The organism is Youhaiella tibetensis, from assembly GCF_008000755.1.
Classification (GTDB): domain Bacteria; phylum Pseudomonadota; class Alphaproteobacteria; order Rhizobiales; family Devosiaceae; genus Paradevosia; species Paradevosia tibetensis.
The window spans coordinates 2,632,372-2,649,080 of the sequence record NZ_CP041690.1 but is presented as its reverse complement, the minus strand read 5'-3'; the positions used below and the strand labels follow the sequence as shown (position 1 = coordinate 2,649,080).

The 16,709-nt window shown below is 66.1% G+C and carries 16 protein-coding genes and 1 pseudogene; 9 read left to right on the top strand and 8 right to left on the bottom strand.

What is annotated here, in order from left to right:
- Positions 1 to 52: 52 nt before the first annotated feature.
- Positions 53 to 457, bottom strand: coding sequence for a hypothetical protein (locus FNA67_RS12770; protein ID WP_049705536.1), 405 nt, complete (start codon positions 455 to 457; stop codon positions 53 to 55).
- A gap of 140 nt (positions 458 to 597) precedes the next feature.
- Between FNA67_RS12770 and FNA67_RS12765 the strand changes: the two genes are divergently transcribed.
- Positions 598 to 1,977: an FAD-containing oxidoreductase gene (locus FNA67_RS12765; protein ID WP_147656291.1), complete on the top strand. Its 1,380-nt coding sequence runs from the start codon at positions 598 to 600 to the stop codon at positions 1,975 to 1,977.
- Between the two features lies 1 nt (position 1,978).
- Here FNA67_RS12765 and FNA67_RS12760 read toward each other — a convergent pair whose 3' ends face one another.
- Positions 1,979 to 2,620: a sulfite oxidase-like oxidoreductase gene (locus FNA67_RS12760; RefSeq protein ID WP_147656290.1), complete on the bottom strand. Its 642-nt coding sequence runs from the start codon at positions 2,618 to 2,620 to the stop codon at positions 1,979 to 1,981.
- A gap of 160 nt (positions 2,621 to 2,780) precedes the next feature.
- On the opposite strand from FNA67_RS12760, the gene FNA67_RS12755 reads away from it, so the two are divergent.
- Positions 2,781 to 3,521, top strand: a complete 741-nt coding sequence (locus FNA67_RS12755) for a glycosyltransferase family 2 protein (protein WP_147656289.1) — start codon at positions 2,781 to 2,783, stop codon at positions 3,519 to 3,521.
- 2 nt (positions 3,522 to 3,523) lie between these two features.
- Here the strand turns inward: FNA67_RS12755 and FNA67_RS12750 are convergent, their stop codons facing one another.
- Positions 3,524 to 4,165, bottom strand: coding sequence for a type VI secretion system-associated protein TagO (locus tag FNA67_RS12750; RefSeq protein ID WP_147656288.1), 642 nt, complete (start codon positions 4,163 to 4,165; stop codon positions 3,524 to 3,526).
- Between the two features lie 182 nt (positions 4,166 to 4,347).
- Here FNA67_RS12750 and FNA67_RS12745 point away from each other — a divergent pair, with 182 nt between their 5' ends.
- The 6 genes from FNA67_RS12745 (at position 4,348) to FNA67_RS12720 (ending at position 10,316) form a co-directional block, all read left to right on the top strand.
- Entirely contained in the window at positions 4,348 to 4,893 is a 546-nt protein-coding gene (locus FNA67_RS12745; protein ID WP_244616344.1) for a DUF2076 domain-containing protein, read from the top strand.
- A gap of 72 nt (positions 4,894 to 4,965) precedes the next feature.
- Entirely contained in the window at positions 4,966 to 5,976 is a 1,011-nt protein-coding gene (locus FNA67_RS12740) for an Ldh family oxidoreductase (RefSeq protein WP_147656287.1), read from the top strand.
- Positions 5,973 to 7,217 (top strand): iron-containing alcohol dehydrogenase, encoded by a 1,245-nt coding sequence (locus FNA67_RS12735; RefSeq protein WP_147656286.1) that lies wholly within the window; start codon positions 5,973 to 5,975, stop codon positions 7,215 to 7,217. The genes FNA67_RS12740 and FNA67_RS12735 overlap by 4 nt, the downstream gene beginning before the upstream one ends.
- Positions 7,218 to 7,220: 3 nt before the next feature.
- Positions 7,221 to 8,696 (top strand): NAD-dependent succinate-semialdehyde dehydrogenase, encoded by a 1,476-nt coding sequence (locus FNA67_RS12730; protein ID WP_147656285.1) that lies wholly within the window; start codon positions 7,221 to 7,223, stop codon positions 8,694 to 8,696.
- 5 nt (positions 8,697 to 8,701) lie between these two features.
- Positions 8,702 to 9,394 carry a phosphatase PAP2 family protein gene (locus tag FNA67_RS12725; RefSeq protein WP_147658197.1) on the top strand — a complete coding sequence of 231 codons (693 nt, stop codon included), beginning with the start codon at positions 8,702 to 8,704 and terminating at the stop codon, positions 9,392 to 9,394.
- A gap of 100 nt (positions 9,395 to 9,494) precedes the next feature.
- Positions 9,495 to 10,316 carry an inositol monophosphatase family protein gene (locus FNA67_RS12720; RefSeq protein WP_147656284.1) on the top strand — a complete coding sequence of 274 codons (822 nt, stop codon included), beginning with the start codon at positions 9,495 to 9,497 and terminating at the stop codon, positions 10,314 to 10,316.
- Positions 10,317 to 10,538: 222 nt separating this feature from the next.
- Here FNA67_RS12720 and FNA67_RS12715 read toward each other — a convergent pair whose 3' ends face one another.
- From FNA67_RS12715 to FNA67_RS12695, 5 genes and pseudogenes are all read right to left on the bottom strand, one after another.
- Complete coding sequence (locus FNA67_RS12715) at positions 10,539 to 11,399, bottom strand: glycerophosphodiester phosphodiesterase (protein ID WP_049705526.1); 861 nt, start codon at positions 11,397 to 11,399, stop codon at positions 10,539 to 10,541.
- Positions 11,389 to 12,459: an ABC transporter ATP-binding protein gene (locus FNA67_RS12710; RefSeq protein WP_049705525.1), complete on the bottom strand. Its 1,071-nt coding sequence runs from the start codon at positions 12,457 to 12,459 to the stop codon at positions 11,389 to 11,391. The genes FNA67_RS12715 and FNA67_RS12710 overlap by 11 nt, the downstream gene beginning before the upstream one ends.
- 29 nt (positions 12,460 to 12,488) lie before the next feature.
- A complete protein-coding gene (locus FNA67_RS12705) occupies positions 12,489 to 13,313 on the bottom strand; it encodes an ABC transporter permease (RefSeq protein WP_049705524.1) in 825 nt (274 codons plus the stop codon).
- The gene (locus FNA67_RS12700) at positions 13,313 to 14,104 is read right to left on the bottom strand and encodes an ABC transporter permease (RefSeq protein ID WP_082202450.1); all 792 of its coding nucleotides are present in this window, start codon (positions 14,102 to 14,104) and stop codon (positions 13,313 to 13,315) included. The genes FNA67_RS12705 and FNA67_RS12700 overlap by 1 nt, the downstream gene beginning before the upstream one ends.
- Before the next feature lie 92 nt (positions 14,105 to 14,196).
- Positions 14,197 to 15,344 (bottom strand): annotated as a pseudogene (locus FNA67_RS12695) (extracellular solute-binding protein).
- 257 nt (positions 15,345 to 15,601) lie between these two features.
- On the opposite strand from FNA67_RS12695, the gene FNA67_RS12690 reads away from it, so the two are divergent.
- The gene (locus tag FNA67_RS12690; RefSeq protein ID WP_147656283.1) at positions 15,602 to 16,645 is read left to right on the top strand and encodes a LacI family DNA-binding transcriptional regulator; all 1,044 of its coding nucleotides are present in this window, start codon (positions 15,602 to 15,604) and stop codon (positions 16,643 to 16,645) included.
- The last annotated feature ends 64 nt before the right edge of the window (positions 16,646 to 16,709 follow it).

The following is a 16,709-nucleotide window of genomic DNA, read 5'->3' as shown; positions in this document are numbered from 1 at the left end:
CGTTTCTCCAAAGGCCTCGATCATCAGAGATGGTGATCGGGGCCTTTTCTATTCACACCACGCAATTGCTGGCTTCGAGCTGCATCAGGCTCACGCTCGAGCGGGTTTCCTTGTAGGTGCCGTCGCGCTGCCGCACGGCGCCCGGTCCGTGGTACTTGCCGTCCGTGCCGACGAACGAGCCCTTGATGTGATAGGCGCCGTCCCGGCCGAGGAAGGAGCCGGGCAGGTGATACTTGCGGTCGCGTCCGAGCGTGGAGCCCTGCACGTGATACAGCCCGTCATTGCCCACGAACGCACCCTTGGGGTGGTACTTGCCGTCGCGGCCCTTGAACGAGCCGTTCATGTGCATCTTGCCGTCCGTGCCGCGGAAATAGCCGTTCTCCGTCATCTGCGTGAGCTGGCTGTAGTTGCTCGCGGCAGTGTTGAGGCTGAAGAAGCTGGCGGCGGAAGCGGGCAATCGAGGGATCCCTGGCTAGTGAAGCATCCAGACCCTAGCGGAACGGATTTAAGGTTTCGTTATCCATAAATAAGGCGGCCCGGCTTGGGGATGCAGGCGCTCCCTGCTAGGCTCCGCGCCAAATCAGGGAGACCGGACCCATGGCCGAACAAGTCGATGCAATCGTGATCGGAGGCGGCCAGGCGGGACCGTTCCTGGCCGTCAGGCTCGCTCAGGCGGGGATGAAGACCGTCATCATCGAGCGCAGCCACATGGGCGGCACCTGCGTCAACAACGGCTGCATGCCCACCAAGACCATGGTCGCCAGCGCCAGGGTCGCGCACATGGCCCGCAGGGCCTCCGAGTACGGCGTCTCGGTCGGGGGGGCGGTGAGCGTGGACATGAAGGCGGTCAAGGCGCGCAAGGACAAGATCGTCGAGACGTCGGCCAAGGGCCTCGTCGACTGGATCGAGGGCACGGAAAACCTCGAACTGGTCTGGGAGACTGCCCGGTTCTCCGGTCCGCGCGAGATCACGGCGGGCGATCGCGTGTTCGCCGCGCCGCGTATCTTCATCAATACCGGCGGACGGCCGGTGGTGCCGGATTGGCCGGGGCTGGCCGGCATTCCCTACCTCACCAACGAATCCATCATGGACCTCGATGTCCTGCCCGAGCACCTGATCATCGTCGGCGGCAGCTATATCGGGCTGGAATTCGCGCAGATGTTCGCGCGCTTCGGCTCGCGCGTCACCGTCATCGAGCATGGCGACCGCCTCATCGGGCGGGAGGATCCTGACGTCTCCGACACCATCCGCCAGGTTCTCGAGGGGGAGGGGATCGCCATCCATCTCAACGCGCGGGACATAGCGGTGTCGGCCATGGAGGGCGGCGGGGTCAAGCTCAATGCCAATGCTGGGGGCATGAGCATGACGGCGGAAGGCTCCCACCTGCTGCTGGCGATCGGGCGGGTCCCCAATGTCGAAGCTCTCGACCTGCCGTCGGAGGTGGTCACCAACGAGCGCGGCTACATCAAGGTCGATGACCAGTTGCGCACCAGTGCCGAGGGCATCTGGGCCATGGGGGACGTCACCGGGCATGGCGCGTTCACCCACACCTCCTACAACGACTTCGAAGTGGTGGCCGGCAATCTCCTCGACAACGACCCGCGGCGCGTGAGCGATCGCATCGATACCTATGCCCTCTTCGTCGATCCGCCGCTGGGCCGGGTGGGAATGAGCGAGGCGGAGGCGCGCAAGAGCGGCCGGCGGGTTCTGGCCGGCAAGATGCCGATGACCCGGGTCGGACGCGCCAAGGAAAAGGGCGAGACGCAGGGCTTCATGAAGGTGCTGGTCGATGCCGACAGCGAGCAGTTCCTGGGCGCGGCTTTCCTCTGCACGGAAGGCGACGAGATCGTCCACACGATCCTCGATGCCATGGCGGGCAAGGTGCCCTACACCGTGATCAAGCGGGCGATGCACATTCACCCGACCGTCAGCGAGCTCATTCCGACGATGCTGCAGGAGCTCAAGCCGCTCGAATAGATCAGGAATAGCGCTCCTCGAGCCAGGGATCGGCGTGGTTGTGGTAGCCGCGCACCTCCCAGAAGCCAAGCTGGTCGCGCGGCACGAACTCGATCTTGCGGATCCACTTGGCGCTCTTCCAGAAGTAGAGATGGGGCACCACGACGCGCACCGGGCCGCCATGTTCGAGCGGCAGCGGCTCGCCCTGCCAGGAGTGGACAAGCATGGCGTCCGGGCTGGCGAAATCCTCGATCGCCATGTTGGTGGTGTAGCCGTCATTGCTGGTGAAGAGCACGAAGGCGGCGTCTTCCCTGGGCATCACGACATCGAGCAGGTGATGGGTCGAGATGCCTTCCCAGGCATTGTCGTAGCGCGACCAGGAGGTGACGCAGTGGATATCGGTGGTCTTTTGCACCTGCGGCTGGGCGGCAAACGTGCTCCAGTCCCAGGAAACCGTATTCTCGACCGACCCGCCGACATCGAGCCGCCAGCGTTCCCTGGGCACGTTTGGCGTCTGGCCGAGATCCAGGATCGGCCAATTGTTGACCAGGTGCTGGCCCGGCGGAAGGCGGTCGGTTTCGGGGCGGGTGGTGTGGCCGGTGAGGAATTTCCCCGTCTGGGCCCAAAGCTGCTTGGTGCGGGTTAGCTTGCTCTCGTCGGCCATGGCACACTCCTTGTCGGGCGATTATGCGCCCGCAACGGGCGTTTTCACCATAAATATGAAAGAGAAATGAACGCCGTCGAACGACATATTTGCGTCTTCGTGCCCGCCTGTGCCATTGGAAGCGGCGCCGCACGGCTTTTTGACGCGGCTGGAGGTAGTCTTGGCGAAACTGGCTTTTGTGATCCCGGCCTATAACGAGCAGGCTCTAATCGGCCAGTGCGTCGAATCCGTGCTCAAGGAAGTCGCGCGCTCGGGTGCCGATGTGGAGATCGTGGTCGTGAACAACGCCTCGACCGACCGCACCAGGGAAATCGCGCAGAGCTATGAAGGTGTCGTCGTGGTCGATGAGACCAAGAAGGGCCTGGTCCATGCACGGGCGGCAGGCTTTGAGGCCACCACGGCCGAACTCGTCGCCAACATCGATTCCGACACCATGGTTCCCGAGGGCTGGGTCACCACGGTTCTCGACGAGTTCGCGAAGAACCCCAAGCTCGTCGCTCTGAGCGGCCCCTATATCTACTACGACCTCTCGACCTGGAACCGGTTCCTGGTGCGGCTCTTCTACTACGTCTCCTACTTCGTCTACCTTGTCGCCAAGCTCTTCCGCGTCGGCGCGATGATCCAGGGCGGCAATTTCGTGCTCAAGCGCGATGCGTGGATCAAGGCGGGCGGGTACGACACCACCATCTCGTTCTATGGCGAGGATACGGACGTGGCCGTGCGCATGAGCAAGGTCGGGCCGGTCAAATGGACTTTCGGGCTGCCCATGCTCACCTCGGGCCGGCGCCTGGAGAAGGAAGGCGTCTTCCGCACCGGGGCCACCTATGTGCTCAATTTCTTCTGGGTCACCTTCGTCGGGCGTCCCAAGACCAAGGATTACACGGACATCCGTCCGCACTGATCCTACCAGCCGCAGGCCTCGCGGATCGGCGTGACCGCCTTGGTGAGCCCGGCCAGGTCGAACTCGGCGGAGAATTTCGGGCCGGAGCTCGGCGTTGCCGACACCTTGACCTTGTTCGCCGCCATCAGCTGCTTGATCACCGGAATGGATTTCGGGCCGCTCAGGCTCATCTGGCTGTCATAGCCGCCCACATCGTACTTTTCCGTCTTGCCGCCGTCGTAGCTCGCTTCGAGCACGCGGTTGTCGCTGCTCATGTAGCGGCCGGGGAACCAGAAGCTCAGGCTCGAATTGGTGCCGGCGCAACTGATGGTCAGCTTGGCGGACTGGTCGCTGTCCGTCATCGGCTCGGGTGAGATGTTGGTCAAGGTCATGAAAGTGCCCTTGCCGGTGGGCGAGGGGGCGGTGGTGAGCGGCCAGCCTTCCACGAGCGTATCGTCCAGGGTCGCCGCCTTCTGAGGCGGCGGCGCGGAAGGATCGACGCCGGGCACGCCGGTGCGGAACACCAGATCGTAGCACAACAGGCGCTTGGCCTCGTCGTCGATGCGCGCGCAGCTCTGCCCCGTCGCGACCGGCTGGGCCTGCGCCGCACCGCCCGTGGCAGTCAAAATCGGAACCAGCGCCAGAAGGGCCAAAGTCCTCTTCACTCATTTGCCCCCGTTGGTCGCGCCCGCGCCGTGGCGCAAAGGCAAGGGTTTCCCCTAAGCGGCAAATTTGTCCGATTTTGTGGCCGCTGTCGCCCCCTAACACCGCGAACAATCGGCGCAGCCACTATTGCCCGCGCTTTGTGCCGTTCCCATGTGTGGGTCAGTTCTCAAGGAGGAACCCAATGCTGAGCAGGGAAGACCGAAACGCTATCGAGGGCCTTTTCGACCGGCTGGCGCGCGTCGAGCGCGACGGGGCGCACCGCGACCCGGAAGCCGAGGCGCTCATCGCCGAGGAGATCGCCCGCGCGCCCCATTCGACCTATTACATGGCCCAGACGATCGTGGTTCAGGAGCAGGCGCTCACGCAGGCCGAGCGGCGCATAGCCGAACTCGAGGCGCGTTTGCCGAGCCAGCAGCAGCCGCAGCGCCGCAGCCCCTGGGATCGCGGCGACGAGCCGGCCTATGACCGCCAGCGTCCCCAGCAGCAGGGCTGGGGCGGCGCCGGTGGCGGCGGATTCATGGCCGGTGCGCTCCAGACCGCTTTGGGCGTCGCCGGCGGCGTCATGCTCGGAAACATGATCGGCGGGCTGTTCTCGGCGGGTTCGGCACATGCCGGTGAAAGCGATTCTGGCCAGGATTCGGGATCCGATCAGGATCAGGACGCCGGTGGCCAGGACGACGACGACATGTTCGGCGGCGGCGACTTCGACACCGGCGGGGACTTCTAGCCCCAACCCAAAGCGCCAGTTGACTCAACGGCTCTATGCGCGTTCGCTCGCGTCAGGGCTGGAGGTAGTCATATGGCGTTGGTCGCGGTGCACGAAGCGAGGAGCAGGGCAGAGGCGGCGCTGCTGTGCGCGGGTGCGACGCCCGCCAACGCGGCGCTTCAGGCGGACCTGCTCATCGAAGCGGAGTTGCGGGGCATTCCCTCGCACGGCCTGCTGCGACTAGAGCGGCTGATCGTCCGCATCGGCAACGGCGTCATCGACCCCAGGGCCACCGGCCGTCACGAATGGCGCGGTGAAGGCTTCCTCCACGTCGACGGGCAGAACGGGCTTGGCCCTGTCGTGGCAGACGCGGCCCTCGCGGCGATCTGCGAGCGGGCGCAGCGGCTGGGGGTGAGCGTTGCCGCCATTTCGGCCAGCAATCACATCGGCATGTTGTCCTACTACGCCGAGGCGGTCGCCGGGCGCGGCCAGGTGGCCATCGCGCTCACGACCAGCGAGGCGCTCGTCCATCCGTTCGGCGGGCGCACGGCGCTGCTGGGCACCAACCCCATCGCCATCGGCGTTCCGACCGCGAACGACCCCTTCGTCATCGACCTGGCGACCAGCCTCGTCTCGATGGGCGAGATCCATGACCGCGCCCATCGCGGGCAGCCGATTCCGCCTGGCTGGGCGCTCGATGCCCACGGCGAAGCCACGACCGATCCCGAGAAGGCCAAGGCCGGCGCCATCGCGCCATTCGGCGGGGCAAAGGGCTATGCGCTGGGTCTGGCTTTCGAATTGATGGTATCCTCGCTGGCGGGGGCGGCCTTGGGGCGCGACGTGAGGGGGACGCTCGATGACACCGCCTATTGCAACAAGGGCGACCTCTTCATCGTCATCGAAGGCAATAGCGGGCAGGGCGAGGCGCTGTCGCGCTATCTCGATCTTGTCCGCGATACGCCGCCCGAGGCCGGGTTCGACCGTGTGCTCATTCCCAACGAGCGGGCACGGGCTCTGCGCGAGGAACGGCTCGAGGCGGGCCTGCCTCTGGCCGAGGCGGTGTGGGACAAGGTGTTGCGCTTGAGCGAGGAGGGCAAGAGATGAATCTGTTCGCCGCGGCCAGGACGCCGCGCCACGTGGTCTTCGGGCGAGGGCAGCGGGCCACCGCCGCCGGCTATGCGCGCGAGCTGGGCAATCGCGCCTTCATCTGCACGGACGAACGTCTCGGCGGCAGCCGGGAGCTTGCGGAACTCGTCGATGCCCTTGCTGTGGCGGGTGTGGACGCCATCGTCTTCGATCGCACCATGCCCGAGGTGCCGCTGGCCTCGATCGAGCGCAGCGTTGCCCTGGGCAAGCCTTTCGGGCCGGACATGGTGATCGGGCTCGGGGGCGGCTCGTGCCTCGACATGGCCAAGGTCACCGCGCTCATGCTTACCCATGGCGGCTCCATCCGCGACTATTTCGGCGAGTTCAAGGTGCCCGGGCCCGCGCTGCCCGTCATCGCCATTCCCACGACCGCAGGAACGGGCTCGGAGGCGACGCCGGTGGCGGTGGTGGCCGACAGCGAGCGCACGCTCAAGGTAGGCATCGCCAGCCCCTATCTCATTCCCCACGCTGCAATCTGCGATCCCGAGTTGACCTATTCCGCCCCGCCGGGCCTGACGGCGGTCGCGGGCGCCGACGCGCTGGTCCACGCCATCGAGGCCTATACGGCGGCGCGGCGCGATCCCGCGCCGGGGCTGAGCCAGGAACACGTGTTTCTGGGCAAGAACGCCATGAGCGACAGCTATGCGCTCCTGGCCATCGCCCATCTCGGCCAGAGCCTCGAGCGGGCGGTCAAGGACGGTAGCGACCACGATGCCCGTGATGGCGTCATGTTCGGGGCGCTGGTCGCGGGCATGGCTTTCGGCACGGCGGGGACGTCTGCCGCCCATGCCATCCAGTATCCGGTCGGGGCCGCGACCCACACCGCACACGGCGCCGGGGTGGCCTGCGTTCTGCCCTATGCGATGGAGTTCAACCTGCCCGCGGCCGTCCACGAGATGGCGCGGGTGGGCGACGCCATGGGGCTGCCGCCCACCGAGGGTGGCGATCGCGAGCGCGCCTATGCGGCAATCGATGCGGTGGCGCGCCTCTTCGGCTCCATCGGAATCCCCAAGAACCTGCGCATCCTGGGCCTGCATGAGGACAAGGTCGACTGGACCGCCGAGCAGTCCCTGGGTGCAGCCAGGCTCGTCAAGAACAACCCGCGGCCGCTCGACCTGGCCGCGATGCAGACTATCGTTTCGGCCGCCTTTTCGGGCGACCGGCTGGCGCTGCGGCGCCAGGTTGCACAAGAGGCGTAAGAGATGCTCGACCTTCCAAAGGCGTTTCCCGACAACGGGTTGGCTGCGGCCGTCAAGACGGACCTTCTGATCGGCGGGGACTGGCGGCCGGGAGCCGGGGGGAAGCGGATCGACGTTCTCGATCCCTCCACGGGCAAGGTCATCACCACCGTGGCCGATGCCACGGTCGATGACGGTCTGGCCGCTGTCGCGGCGGCTCACGAGGCGGGCGCGAAGTGGGCGGCGGTGCCGCCGCGCCAGCGCGGGGAAATCCTGCGCCGTTGCTTCACCCTCATGACCGAGCGGGCCGAACTTTTCGCGCGCCTCATCAGCCTCGAGAACGGCAAGGCCATGCCCGACGCGCGCGGCGAAGTCGCCTATGCGGCCGAGTTCTTCCGCTGGTTCTCCGAGGAGGCGGTGCGGCTGGTGGGCGAGATGAGCGTGGCGCCGGGCGGGGCCTATCGCATTCTGGTCGAGCATCAGCCCATCGGCGTCTCCGTGCTGGTGACGCCCTGGAACTTTCCGGCGGCGATGGCGACGCGCAAGCTCGCCCCGGCGCTTGCCGCGGGCTGCGCCTGCATCCTCAAGCCGGCCTCCGAAACGCCGCTCACCGCCTATGCCATGGCCGCGCTCATGGAAGAGGCGGGGGTGCCGCCTGGCGTCGTCAACGTTCTCACCACCTCGCGGTCCGGCCCTGTGGTCAGCGCCATGCTGCATGACCCGCGGGTGCGAAAACTCTCGTTCACCGGCTCGACCCAGGTGGGGCGCACGCTGCTCAAGGAGGCGGCGGACTGCGTGGTGTCCTGCTCGATGGAACTGGGCGGCAACGCCCCGTTCGTGGTGTTCGACGATGCCGATCTCGAAAAGGCGCTGGATGGCGCCATGGTCGCCAAGATGCGCAATGGCGGGGAGGCGTGCACCGCGGCCAACCGCTTCCTCGTCCAGAAGGGCATTGCCGACGATTTCGCCAAGGGCCTCGCCAGCCGCATGCGGGCGCTGGCCATGGGGCCGGGCTATGACGATCGCTCCCAGGTGGGACCGATGATCAACAAGGCGGCCGTCGAGCGGCTCGATGGCTGGGTCAAGGAAGCGGCGGCCGAGGGCGCCCAGATCCTGACGGGCGGGGAGGCAGACCTGTCGTCCGGCTTCTACTATGCGCCCACCGTCATTTCGGGCGTGCGCGAGACGGCGCGGCTACTCAACGACGAGATCTTCGGGCCGGTGGCGCCCATCGCGGTGTTCGAGACGGTGGACGAGGCCGTGGCCATGGCCAACCGCACCGAATATGGACTCATTGCATATGTTTACACCGAAGACTTGAAGAAGGGCTTGCAGGTCTCCGAACGGATCGAGGCCGGCATGGTCGGGCTCAATCGGGGGCTCGTTTCCGATCCGGCGGCACCGTTCGGCGGGGTCAAGCAAAGCGGGCTCGGGCGCGAGGGCGGACACCACGGCATCATGGAATTCTGCGAGATCAAGTACATCGCGACCACCTGGTGAGCGCCATGTCCTGGTGGCGCAGCCTGGATGCGGCCGAACGTTGGATGCTGGCGGGCCTTGCCGGGGTGGCGGTGCTCGTCGTGCTCTTCCTGCAGCTCGCCGACGAAGTCGCCGAAGGCGCGACCAAGGCGTTCGACAACGCGGTGCTGCTGGCCTTTCGCGTGCCGGGCAACCCCGCCGATCCCATCGGCCCGGCCTGGGTCGAGGAGATGGCGCGCGACGTGACCTCGCTGGGCAGCTTTGCGGTGCTGGGCCTGCTGGTGGCGGGCGTGGTGCTCTACCTGCTGCTCGATCGCCGGCGGGGCACGGCGCTCTTCGTGATGGTCTGCGTACTCGGCGGCACGGCGATCTCGACCGTGCTCAAGATGAGCTATGACCGTCCGCGCCCGCAACTGACCGAGGTCGCCCGGGTCTTCACCCCCAGTTTTCCCTCGGGGCACTCGATGCTTTCGGCGGTGACCTACCTCACGCTGGGCGCGCTGCTGGCCGAAGCGGTGGCCGGAAGGCGGCTCAAGGGCTACTTCATCGGGGTGGCGGTGGTGCTCACGGTACTGGTGGGCATCAGCCGCATCTACCTTGGCGTTCATTACCCCACGGACGTTCTGGCGGGCTGGGCGATGGGCTCGGCCTGGGCGGCATTCTGCCTGGTTGTGGCAAGCTGGCTGCGCCGGCGCGGGAAATACGCGCAAACGCCCTAAAAGGCTTGCGATTCAGGGCACAAGACGTACCGTCGATTCCGGCCGCGACATGCGGTTGTCATCTCGTTCTGATCCTTTTCGGCCCTCAAAAACCTGGATTATGCCCATGCCTGCCGACCGCCTCGGACCCAATGCTTCACCCATGCTCGCGGAAATGGCGCGTATCGCCATGGCAGCGGGCGGCATCGCCCGCAATTCGCTGCGGCGCTACGCGGCCGGCGAGATGGTCCACAAGAAGCCGCGCGACTTCCAGACCGAGGCGGACGTGGCCGTCGAAGGGTTCATCGTGGGCGAGCTCAAGAAGGCGTTTCCCGACCACGGCATCTGGGGCGAAGAGCAGGTGGGCAATACCGAGGATGCCGCCGGCGCGCCGCGCTTCCTCATCGACCCCATCGACGGCACCACCAATTTCGCCTGGGGCATTCCGCATTTCGGCATCGTGATCTCGCGCGAAACCGGCGGCGTGATCGACAAGGGCGTCGTCTACGACTGCATGCAGGACGAACTGTTTTCGGCCGAGGAGGGGCAGGGCGCCTTCCTCAACGGCCGCGCCATCAGGGCCACGGGCAACAGCGATCCGGTCAATGCCGTGGTTGGCGCTGGCCTGCCGGTGCCGGGCCAGGTCAAATCGGTGCCGGTCGAGACCTATCACCATGCCTTGCGCCGGCTGATGGATACGACCTCGGGCGTGCGGCGCCTGGGCTCGGCCGCCATGTCGCTGGCCTATGTCGCCTGCGGGCGCCTTGACGGTTTCTTCGAGGACGGATTGTCGCCGCTCGACTACGGCGCCTCGGTGCTGATCGTGCGCGAAGCGGGCGGTATCGTCACGGGCTTCAACGGCGCCCCGATCCCCGAGAGCGGCGCGATCCTCGCCGGCGGCGCCGCCATCCACCCCTGGCTGGTCGAAGGCTTCCGGTACTAAGGCGGGCCAGGGGCCCAGCACCTTTCGAGGGGGGCAGTATCCCACGACGTTGCGCCACCCGGATCTTCGCCCGGGGAAGTGCCGTGGGGGGAGAGCAGTGGGGAGGTGCAGCACCGCCTCCCTCCCCCTTGAATGACAGTTGCCGGATCGGCCGCGGAAAGGCGGTGGAGGGGATGGATTGGAGGCGAGGATAGAGGTGTGCGGAACCCGCCGCCCCTCGCTCTAGATCTCGGCTTCGTCCGCGTCGATCTTCGTGATCAGCCGGCCCAGGCCTACGGGATCGTCGGTGGTGATCTGGTCGACCTTGAGGTCGAGCAGCCGTTCGACGGTGTCGGCGGATTCCTCGCCTGCCGACTGGATCGTATAGGCGTCGATCCGGCGGCCGCCGTCGTGGAAGGCCTTGACGATATCGAAGCCGTTGTCGTCGGCGAACAGCACCAGCGCGTAGTTGAGATAGATCATCTCGGCGCGCGGCGAGTCCTCCAGGGCTGATTCAACGAAGTCGGCGAAGTCCTTGCTTTCCATCAGCTCTTCGAGCTTGCCATCGTGGCAGGGGTCGTAGCCGACATGGAGCCGCGGAAGAGCCCGGGCGAGTGCGTCGACGGCCTCGGCGTCGCCCGAGGAGAGGATCATGTGTTCCTGCACCGGTGCCACCGCCTGGGTGAAGCCGGCGAGGTTGTCCGGGGTGAGGTCGGCCAGGGTTTGCTTGAAATCGAGCTGGAGCAGGGCGTCCGGGTGCAGGCCGCCCTTGGCCAGCAGGGCCGTCAGGTCCTCGAGGATCATCACCGGGTGCGCGGTCGGCTGGCCGTCATTGTCGCGCAGCCGCAATTGCCGGATGACGTCGGCCGAGGCCTCGGCAACCGGGCCGTGTCCGGTGGTTTCGCGATCGAGCGTTTCGTCGTGGAGCACGGCGAAGCCGTTCGAGGCATGGCGGACGAGGTCCACCTCCACGCTCGCGCCCAGCCGCATGCCTTCGATGATCCGCTGGCCGGTGAACACCGGGTCGGTGATCGTGCGCCGCCCGCGGTGCCACTTGAAGAAGGTGCGATGCCCGTCGCGCAGGCAGAAAATGTCACTGGGCATGGCGGGCGGTCTGGATCGCTGACGGCTGGGAACGGTAGAGCACTGCGTTGTCGCGGAAGAGCGCGAAGCGCTCCGGCTTGAGCAAGACGCGGTCGGCGCCCTTCCATTCGTGGTCGGGCGAGACCATGGCCTTGGCCCGCACCTCGTCCGGCAGGTCGAGGTCGATGATGGCGTGGGTGCCGAAATCGACGACGCGATGCACCGTGGCCGCGTCCGGGGCCAGGGCACCCGAGAGCGAAAGCGCTTCGGGGCGCACGGCGAGGGTAGCCGGGCCCTCGGCGACCGGCGCGCCCATGGTCATGCCGCCACCGGTGAACATGCCGTTCCGCACCTGGCCTTCCACGAAATTCATGGTGCCGATGAAGCCGGCCACGAACGGGGTCTGCGGCTCGCGGTAGAGCACGTCGGGCCGGTCGATCTGCTCGATATGGCCGTCGCGCATCACCACGATCCGGTCGGCAAGCGCCAGGGCTTCGTCCTGTCCGTGGGTCACGAAGAGCGCGGTGATCTTGAGGCGCTGCTGGATGTCGCGCACTTCCTCGCGCAGGCGCTCGCGCAAATGCTGGTCGAGGCTGGCGAAGGGTTCGTCGAGCAGCAGGATCTTGGGTTCGAGCACCAGCGAGCGGGCCAGGGCCACGCGCTGCTGCTGGCCGCCCGAAAGCTGGTTGGTCTGCCGTTTGCCGTAACCGGCCAGGCCCACCAGTTCGAGCACCTGGTCGACCTTCTCGGCGATCTGTTTCTTGGGCAGGCGGCGCAGCTTGAGGCCGAAGCCGATATTGCCGGCCACAGTCATGTGGCTCCAGAGCGCGTGGCTCTGGAACACCATGGTGGTCGGGCGCTTTTCGGGCGGCAGGCGCGCCACCTCTTCGCCGTCGATGCGGATCGAGCCGCCCGTGGGCGTCTCGAAGCCGCCGATCATGCGCAGGACGGTCGACTTGCCCGAGCCCGAGGGGCCCAGCAGGCAGACCAGTTCCCCGTCACCGACATCGAGCGAAAAGGTGTCGACAGCCGTGGTCGTCCCGAATTTCTTGGTGACGCCGTTGATTTCCAAGCGAGCCATGGATCAGCTCCAATCCGTAAGTGTCATTGTCACGCACCCAGGCCGCGGGCGAAAGCCCCCTGGCCGATGATGCGGCGCACGAAGAGCAGGGCGATGAACGAGGGCACCCACAGGAGCACCGAGAGCACCGCGCCGTACTGCACGACCATCTGGTTGTTGATGAACGAGATCATGAGCACGGGCATCGTGCGGATGGCCGGTGCGCCGATGAGCCAGGCGCCTTCCGTTTCGTAGAAGGTGCCCACGAACGAGAGCAGCACGGCCGCGAAGATCGTCGGCGCCGCCTGCGGCAGGGTGATCGACCAGAAGACGCGGGCCGGGGAGGCGCCCACGTCGCGCGCCGCTTCCTCCATGCGCCGGTCGACGCCTTGGAAGGCGGCGACGGGGATCCAGATCATGAACATCAGCGTGCCCACGAGCTGGATCAGCACCACGCCCCAGAAATTGCCGATGAGGTTCATGGTGAGGAAGATCGCGGCGATGGCGACGAGCAGGCCGAACTTGGGGAAGGCGTGGCCGGCCAGGAACGAGAAGAACAGCACGTTGCGCGCCGGGAACTTCATGCGGGCGAAGGCATAGGCCGCCGGCAGGCAGATCACGGCGGAGAGGAACGTCACCATCGTGGTCAGGCGGATGCTGAGCCAGAGCGAATCCCAGACGTCGGTGCGGCTGAGGGTGGCGTTCCAGAAGCGCAGGCCGAACTTCTGCGGGACGACCGCCGGATAGCGCCAAACTTCGGTGAAGGCCCAGGTGCCCACCACCACGAGCGGCAATACGATGACGAGGGTCAGAACCACCGCCATGAAGATGCCTGCCCAGTCGATGCGGGTACGGGAAAGGCTGAGGGTAGCCATCAGCGGGCGCCTCCGCGGTTCTTGGCGACGGAGCGCACGTAGAAGATGCCGAAGACGATACAGAAGCCGAAGGCGATGACCGCCTGGGTGGTCGCAGCCAGGGGATCGCCCACGTCGCGGAAGGTGCGCTGCATGAACGGGCCCATCATTTCAGGCGCGGCCGGGCCGAGCACATAGGGCAGGGTGAAGGCCGAGAAGATGCCGAGCACGGCAAAGGAGAGGGCCACCAGGATCGAATTGCCGATGCGCGGCAGGAGGATGTACCAGAACACCTCGAGCCGGCCGGCGCCGACGTCGCGGGCGGCGTCGACCGATTGGGTGGAAACGCTCCCCAGGCCCGAAAGCAGGATCAGCACGGTCAGTGGAATGTGGTCCCAGACGAGGCCGATCACCGGCCCCCAGGGCGTGAGGTAGGGCGAGCGGATCTTGGGCAGGCCCACAGCGTTGAGCATGATGTCGACGGTGCCGTTGGGGCCGATGGTGCGGATGAACGCATAGGCCAGGATGATCGAGGGCACGAACATCGGGAAAATGGCAAGGCCCTGCACATAGGCCGGCAGCGCTCCCTTGGCGAAGCGCAGATAGATGGCGATGGGCAGGCAGATGGCGAGCAGCAGCACGGCCGTGACCACGGTCGTCCAGAGCGTGATGTAGAGATTGTCCAGGCTATACTGGTCGGTGAAGAAGAAGGCGTAGCTTTCGATCGACAGGCGATGGCTGCCGTCGGCGCCCTCGATCCAGAAAGTGCCAATGATGGCCGAAATGATCGGCCACATGATCAGCCAGACCATCAGCAGAACCGGCGCGGCGACGAGGAGGAGGCCCAAGAGCCCCCTCCCGTTGCGCGTTGTGGACGGCGCCTCCGTCCTTTCGACGACGGTGGTCACGCGTTGCGATCGATATTGGGAGCGACGTTGCGGTACCAGCCATCGTTGATGGCCTTTTCCCAGTCGCCGCCCGGGAAGGTCGGGATGGTCTTGGGAACGATATCGGCGAACTTGTTGCGCAGATCCTCGGAGATGTAATCCCAGGAAACGCCGGGGAAGCCGCCGAGTTCGGTCAGGATCGCGGACTGCACTTCCTCGGTGAGGAGGTAGTCGGCGAGCTTGAGGGCCGCGTCGTGGTTGGCGGCGTTGACCGGGATGGTCGAGCGCGAGAAGCCGCCGCACAGCGCTAGGTCGGTGAGCTGGACGAGACCGGTGGTCTCCGGCAGCACGGCCTGGTCGATGGCCTGCAGGATCTGGTCGGACCAGACCGGAACCATGGTGACCACGCTCTGGGCCAGAAGCTGGATCGACTGGGTGTTGCCCGAGGTGTAGGCGCCCTTTTCATAGAGCGAGGGGCCAGGTCGTTCAGGATCGCCCAGGCCGGGGTCAGGGTCTGCTCGCCGAATTCGGGCGTGTAGTTCGAGGTGGTGAACTTGGACGGATCCTTGCCGTTCGCCTGGTGGATGACGCGGCGGACGAAGTTGCCGCCCGAACCGCCCTTGTCGGGACGGTTGTAGATGAACTGGCCCGGGTTGGCCTTGATCCAGGCGACGAGGTCTTCCCAGGTCTTGGGAGCCTGGTCGGCGGGGAGCTTGGTGGTGTCGAAGGCCAGCAGCACCTGGGAGCCGCGATAGGGAAGGTCGAAGCCGGTCTGGATGGCCAGCGGGTTGACCCTGGAATAGTTCGAGAGCCCGGCCTTGCTGATGTCGGTCCACAGGCCAGCCTCGAGGCCGCCCTTGGGCAGGTTCGGGTCATACGATTCGAAATAGTCGGCCTGCGGGTCCTTCTTGGTCTGGAAGGCGGCGAGCGTGCGGTCGCCGATGGCGTTCAGGCCTGCGCCGTCGCCGGCGTCCACCCAGTTGACCGTCAGGCCGGGATTGGCCTTCTGGAAACCGGGGATGATGGTGTTGGCCCAGAAGTCGGTGATGTTGGCATCCGAGCTGGTGTAGACGTCGATCCGATTGGCCTCGGCGAAGGCGACGCGCGGCAGCAGGGTCGCGCCGGCGGCGGCAGCACCTGCCAGGAGCAGTTCGCGGCGTTTCATGGGTGTTTCTCCTCTTGTGACGACTAGATGTTCGTGTGCGGCTGGGCCGCGGACGCTTTAGGCAACGCGAGGCATACGGGGTGATTGAAACCGTCCCATGACACTCATGTGACGCTTGCATATCAGCCATGTGACAATTGAATGAACACGTGATCATGTGTGTTGGTCAAGGGGAGATTGGCGGACTGTCACAACCTCGATATGAAGGCGGGCGAGGATAGAGGCCGATTGAACACGCTGGCAGAGCGGAGAAAAAATTGAGCGAGGACGGCGTCGAGGCCGAACGGACACGCGAGCAGGGGGCGGGGCCAACGGCGCTGGATGTGGCCCGCGCTGCAAGGGTTTCGCGCATCATGGTCTCGCGCGCCTTCAACCCCGAAGCATCCGTGCGTGCCGACAAGCGCCAGCACATTCTCGATGTTGCGGCGGGTCTGGGTTACCACCCGGACATGGCGGCGCGCGCCATGGTCACGCGCCGTTCAAATCTGGTCGCCGTGGTGGTCAGCACGCTCGCCAACCCGTGGGAAGCGCAGGAGATCGATGCGCTCACCGCCGTGCTCCAGGAGGATGGCCTAGCGGTGCTGGTGTTCCGCATGGAGCACAAGAGCCGGTTCCAGTTCAATTTCGCCCATATCCGCGCCTACCGCCCGGCGGCGGTCATCGCCTACATGGATGATCTCAAGCCCCAGCAGTTGCGGCGCGCGTTCGGCAATTCCCCGGCCATCTACCCGGTCTACGGCATCCACCCGCCCCACGAGCATGACGAACACATGGTGGATCGCCTCCATGTCGAGCAGCACGAGGGCATCGCCAATGCCGTGCGGCTCCTGGCCGGCACCGGGCGCAAGCGCCTGCTCTACGTGCGCGGAGAGGGCGCCGCCTCCGATATCGACCGGATGATGGCGCTCGAGGAGGCGCTGGCCGAATACCGCATCGATTTCGAGGGCGCGATCGAGGGCAATTTCGACTACGCCACCACGCGGGCCGCCGTGAACAATTACTGGCGGCGCGAGCGCCAGCCCGACGCGATCTTTGCCGCCAACGATACCAGCGCTTTTGGCGCCATCGATGCCCTGCGCTTCGACCTGGGCGTTTCGGTGCCCCAGCAATGCGCGGTGATCGGGTTCGACAACATCCGCGAAGCGGCCTGGCAGGCCTATAACCTCACCACCATCGGGGTCGACCTGCAGGAGCGGGTGCAGGCGCTGCGCCGGATCGTGGCGGCACGCGCCGCCGATTCGCAGGCGCGCTCGATGGTGGAGACCATCCGCGCCCGGCTGGTGGTCCGCGGCACCGCCTGAGGCCGTCGCACACATTGACGACCCCAATTCACCGTGCCAGCCTTCGGGGAATCTGCGGATGGGG

Bases quoted from the DNA above. Each gene is read 5' to 3' on its own strand.
- FNA67_RS12745 (WP_244616344.1), top strand. From the start codon at position 4,348: ATGCTGAGCAGGGAAGACCGAAACGCTATCGAGGGCCTTTTCGACCGG.
- FNA67_RS12715 (WP_049705526.1), bottom strand. From the start codon at position 11,399: ATGCCCAGTGACATTTTCTGCCTGCGCGACGGGCATCGCACCTTCTTC.
- FNA67_RS12730 (WP_147656285.1), top strand. From the start codon at position 7,221: ATGCTCGACCTTCCAAAGGCGTTTCCCGACAACGGGTTGGCTGCGGCC.
- FNA67_RS12725 (WP_147658197.1), top strand. From the start codon at position 8,702: ATGTCCTGGTGGCGCAGCCTGGATGCGGCCGAACGTTGGATGCTGGCG.
- FNA67_RS12740 (WP_147656287.1), top strand. From the start codon at position 4,966: ATGGCGTTGGTCGCGGTGCACGAAGCGAGGAGCAGGGCAGAGGCGGCG.
- FNA67_RS12700 (WP_082202450.1), bottom strand. From the start codon at position 14,104: ATGGTCTGGCTGATCATGTGGCCGATCATTTCGGCCATCATTGGCACT.
- FNA67_RS12720 (WP_147656284.1), top strand. From the start codon at position 9,495: ATGCCCATGCCTGCCGACCGCCTCGGACCCAATGCTTCACCCATGCTC.
- FNA67_RS12705 (WP_049705524.1), bottom strand. From the start codon at position 13,313: ATGGCTACCCTCAGCCTTTCCCGTACCCGCATCGACTGGGCAGGCATC.
- FNA67_RS12735 (WP_147656286.1), top strand. From the start codon at position 5,973: ATGAATCTGTTCGCCGCGGCCAGGACGCCGCGCCACGTGGTCTTCGGG.
- FNA67_RS12760 (WP_147656290.1), bottom strand. From the start codon at position 2,620: ATGGCCGACGAGAGCAAGCTAACCCGCACCAAGCAGCTTTGGGCCCAG.
- FNA67_RS12765 (WP_147656291.1), top strand. From the start codon at position 598: ATGGCCGAACAAGTCGATGCAATCGTGATCGGAGGCGGCCAGGCGGGA.
- FNA67_RS12710 (WP_049705525.1), bottom strand. From the start codon at position 12,459: ATGGCTCGCTTGGAAATCAACGGCGTCACCAAGAAATTCGGGACGACC.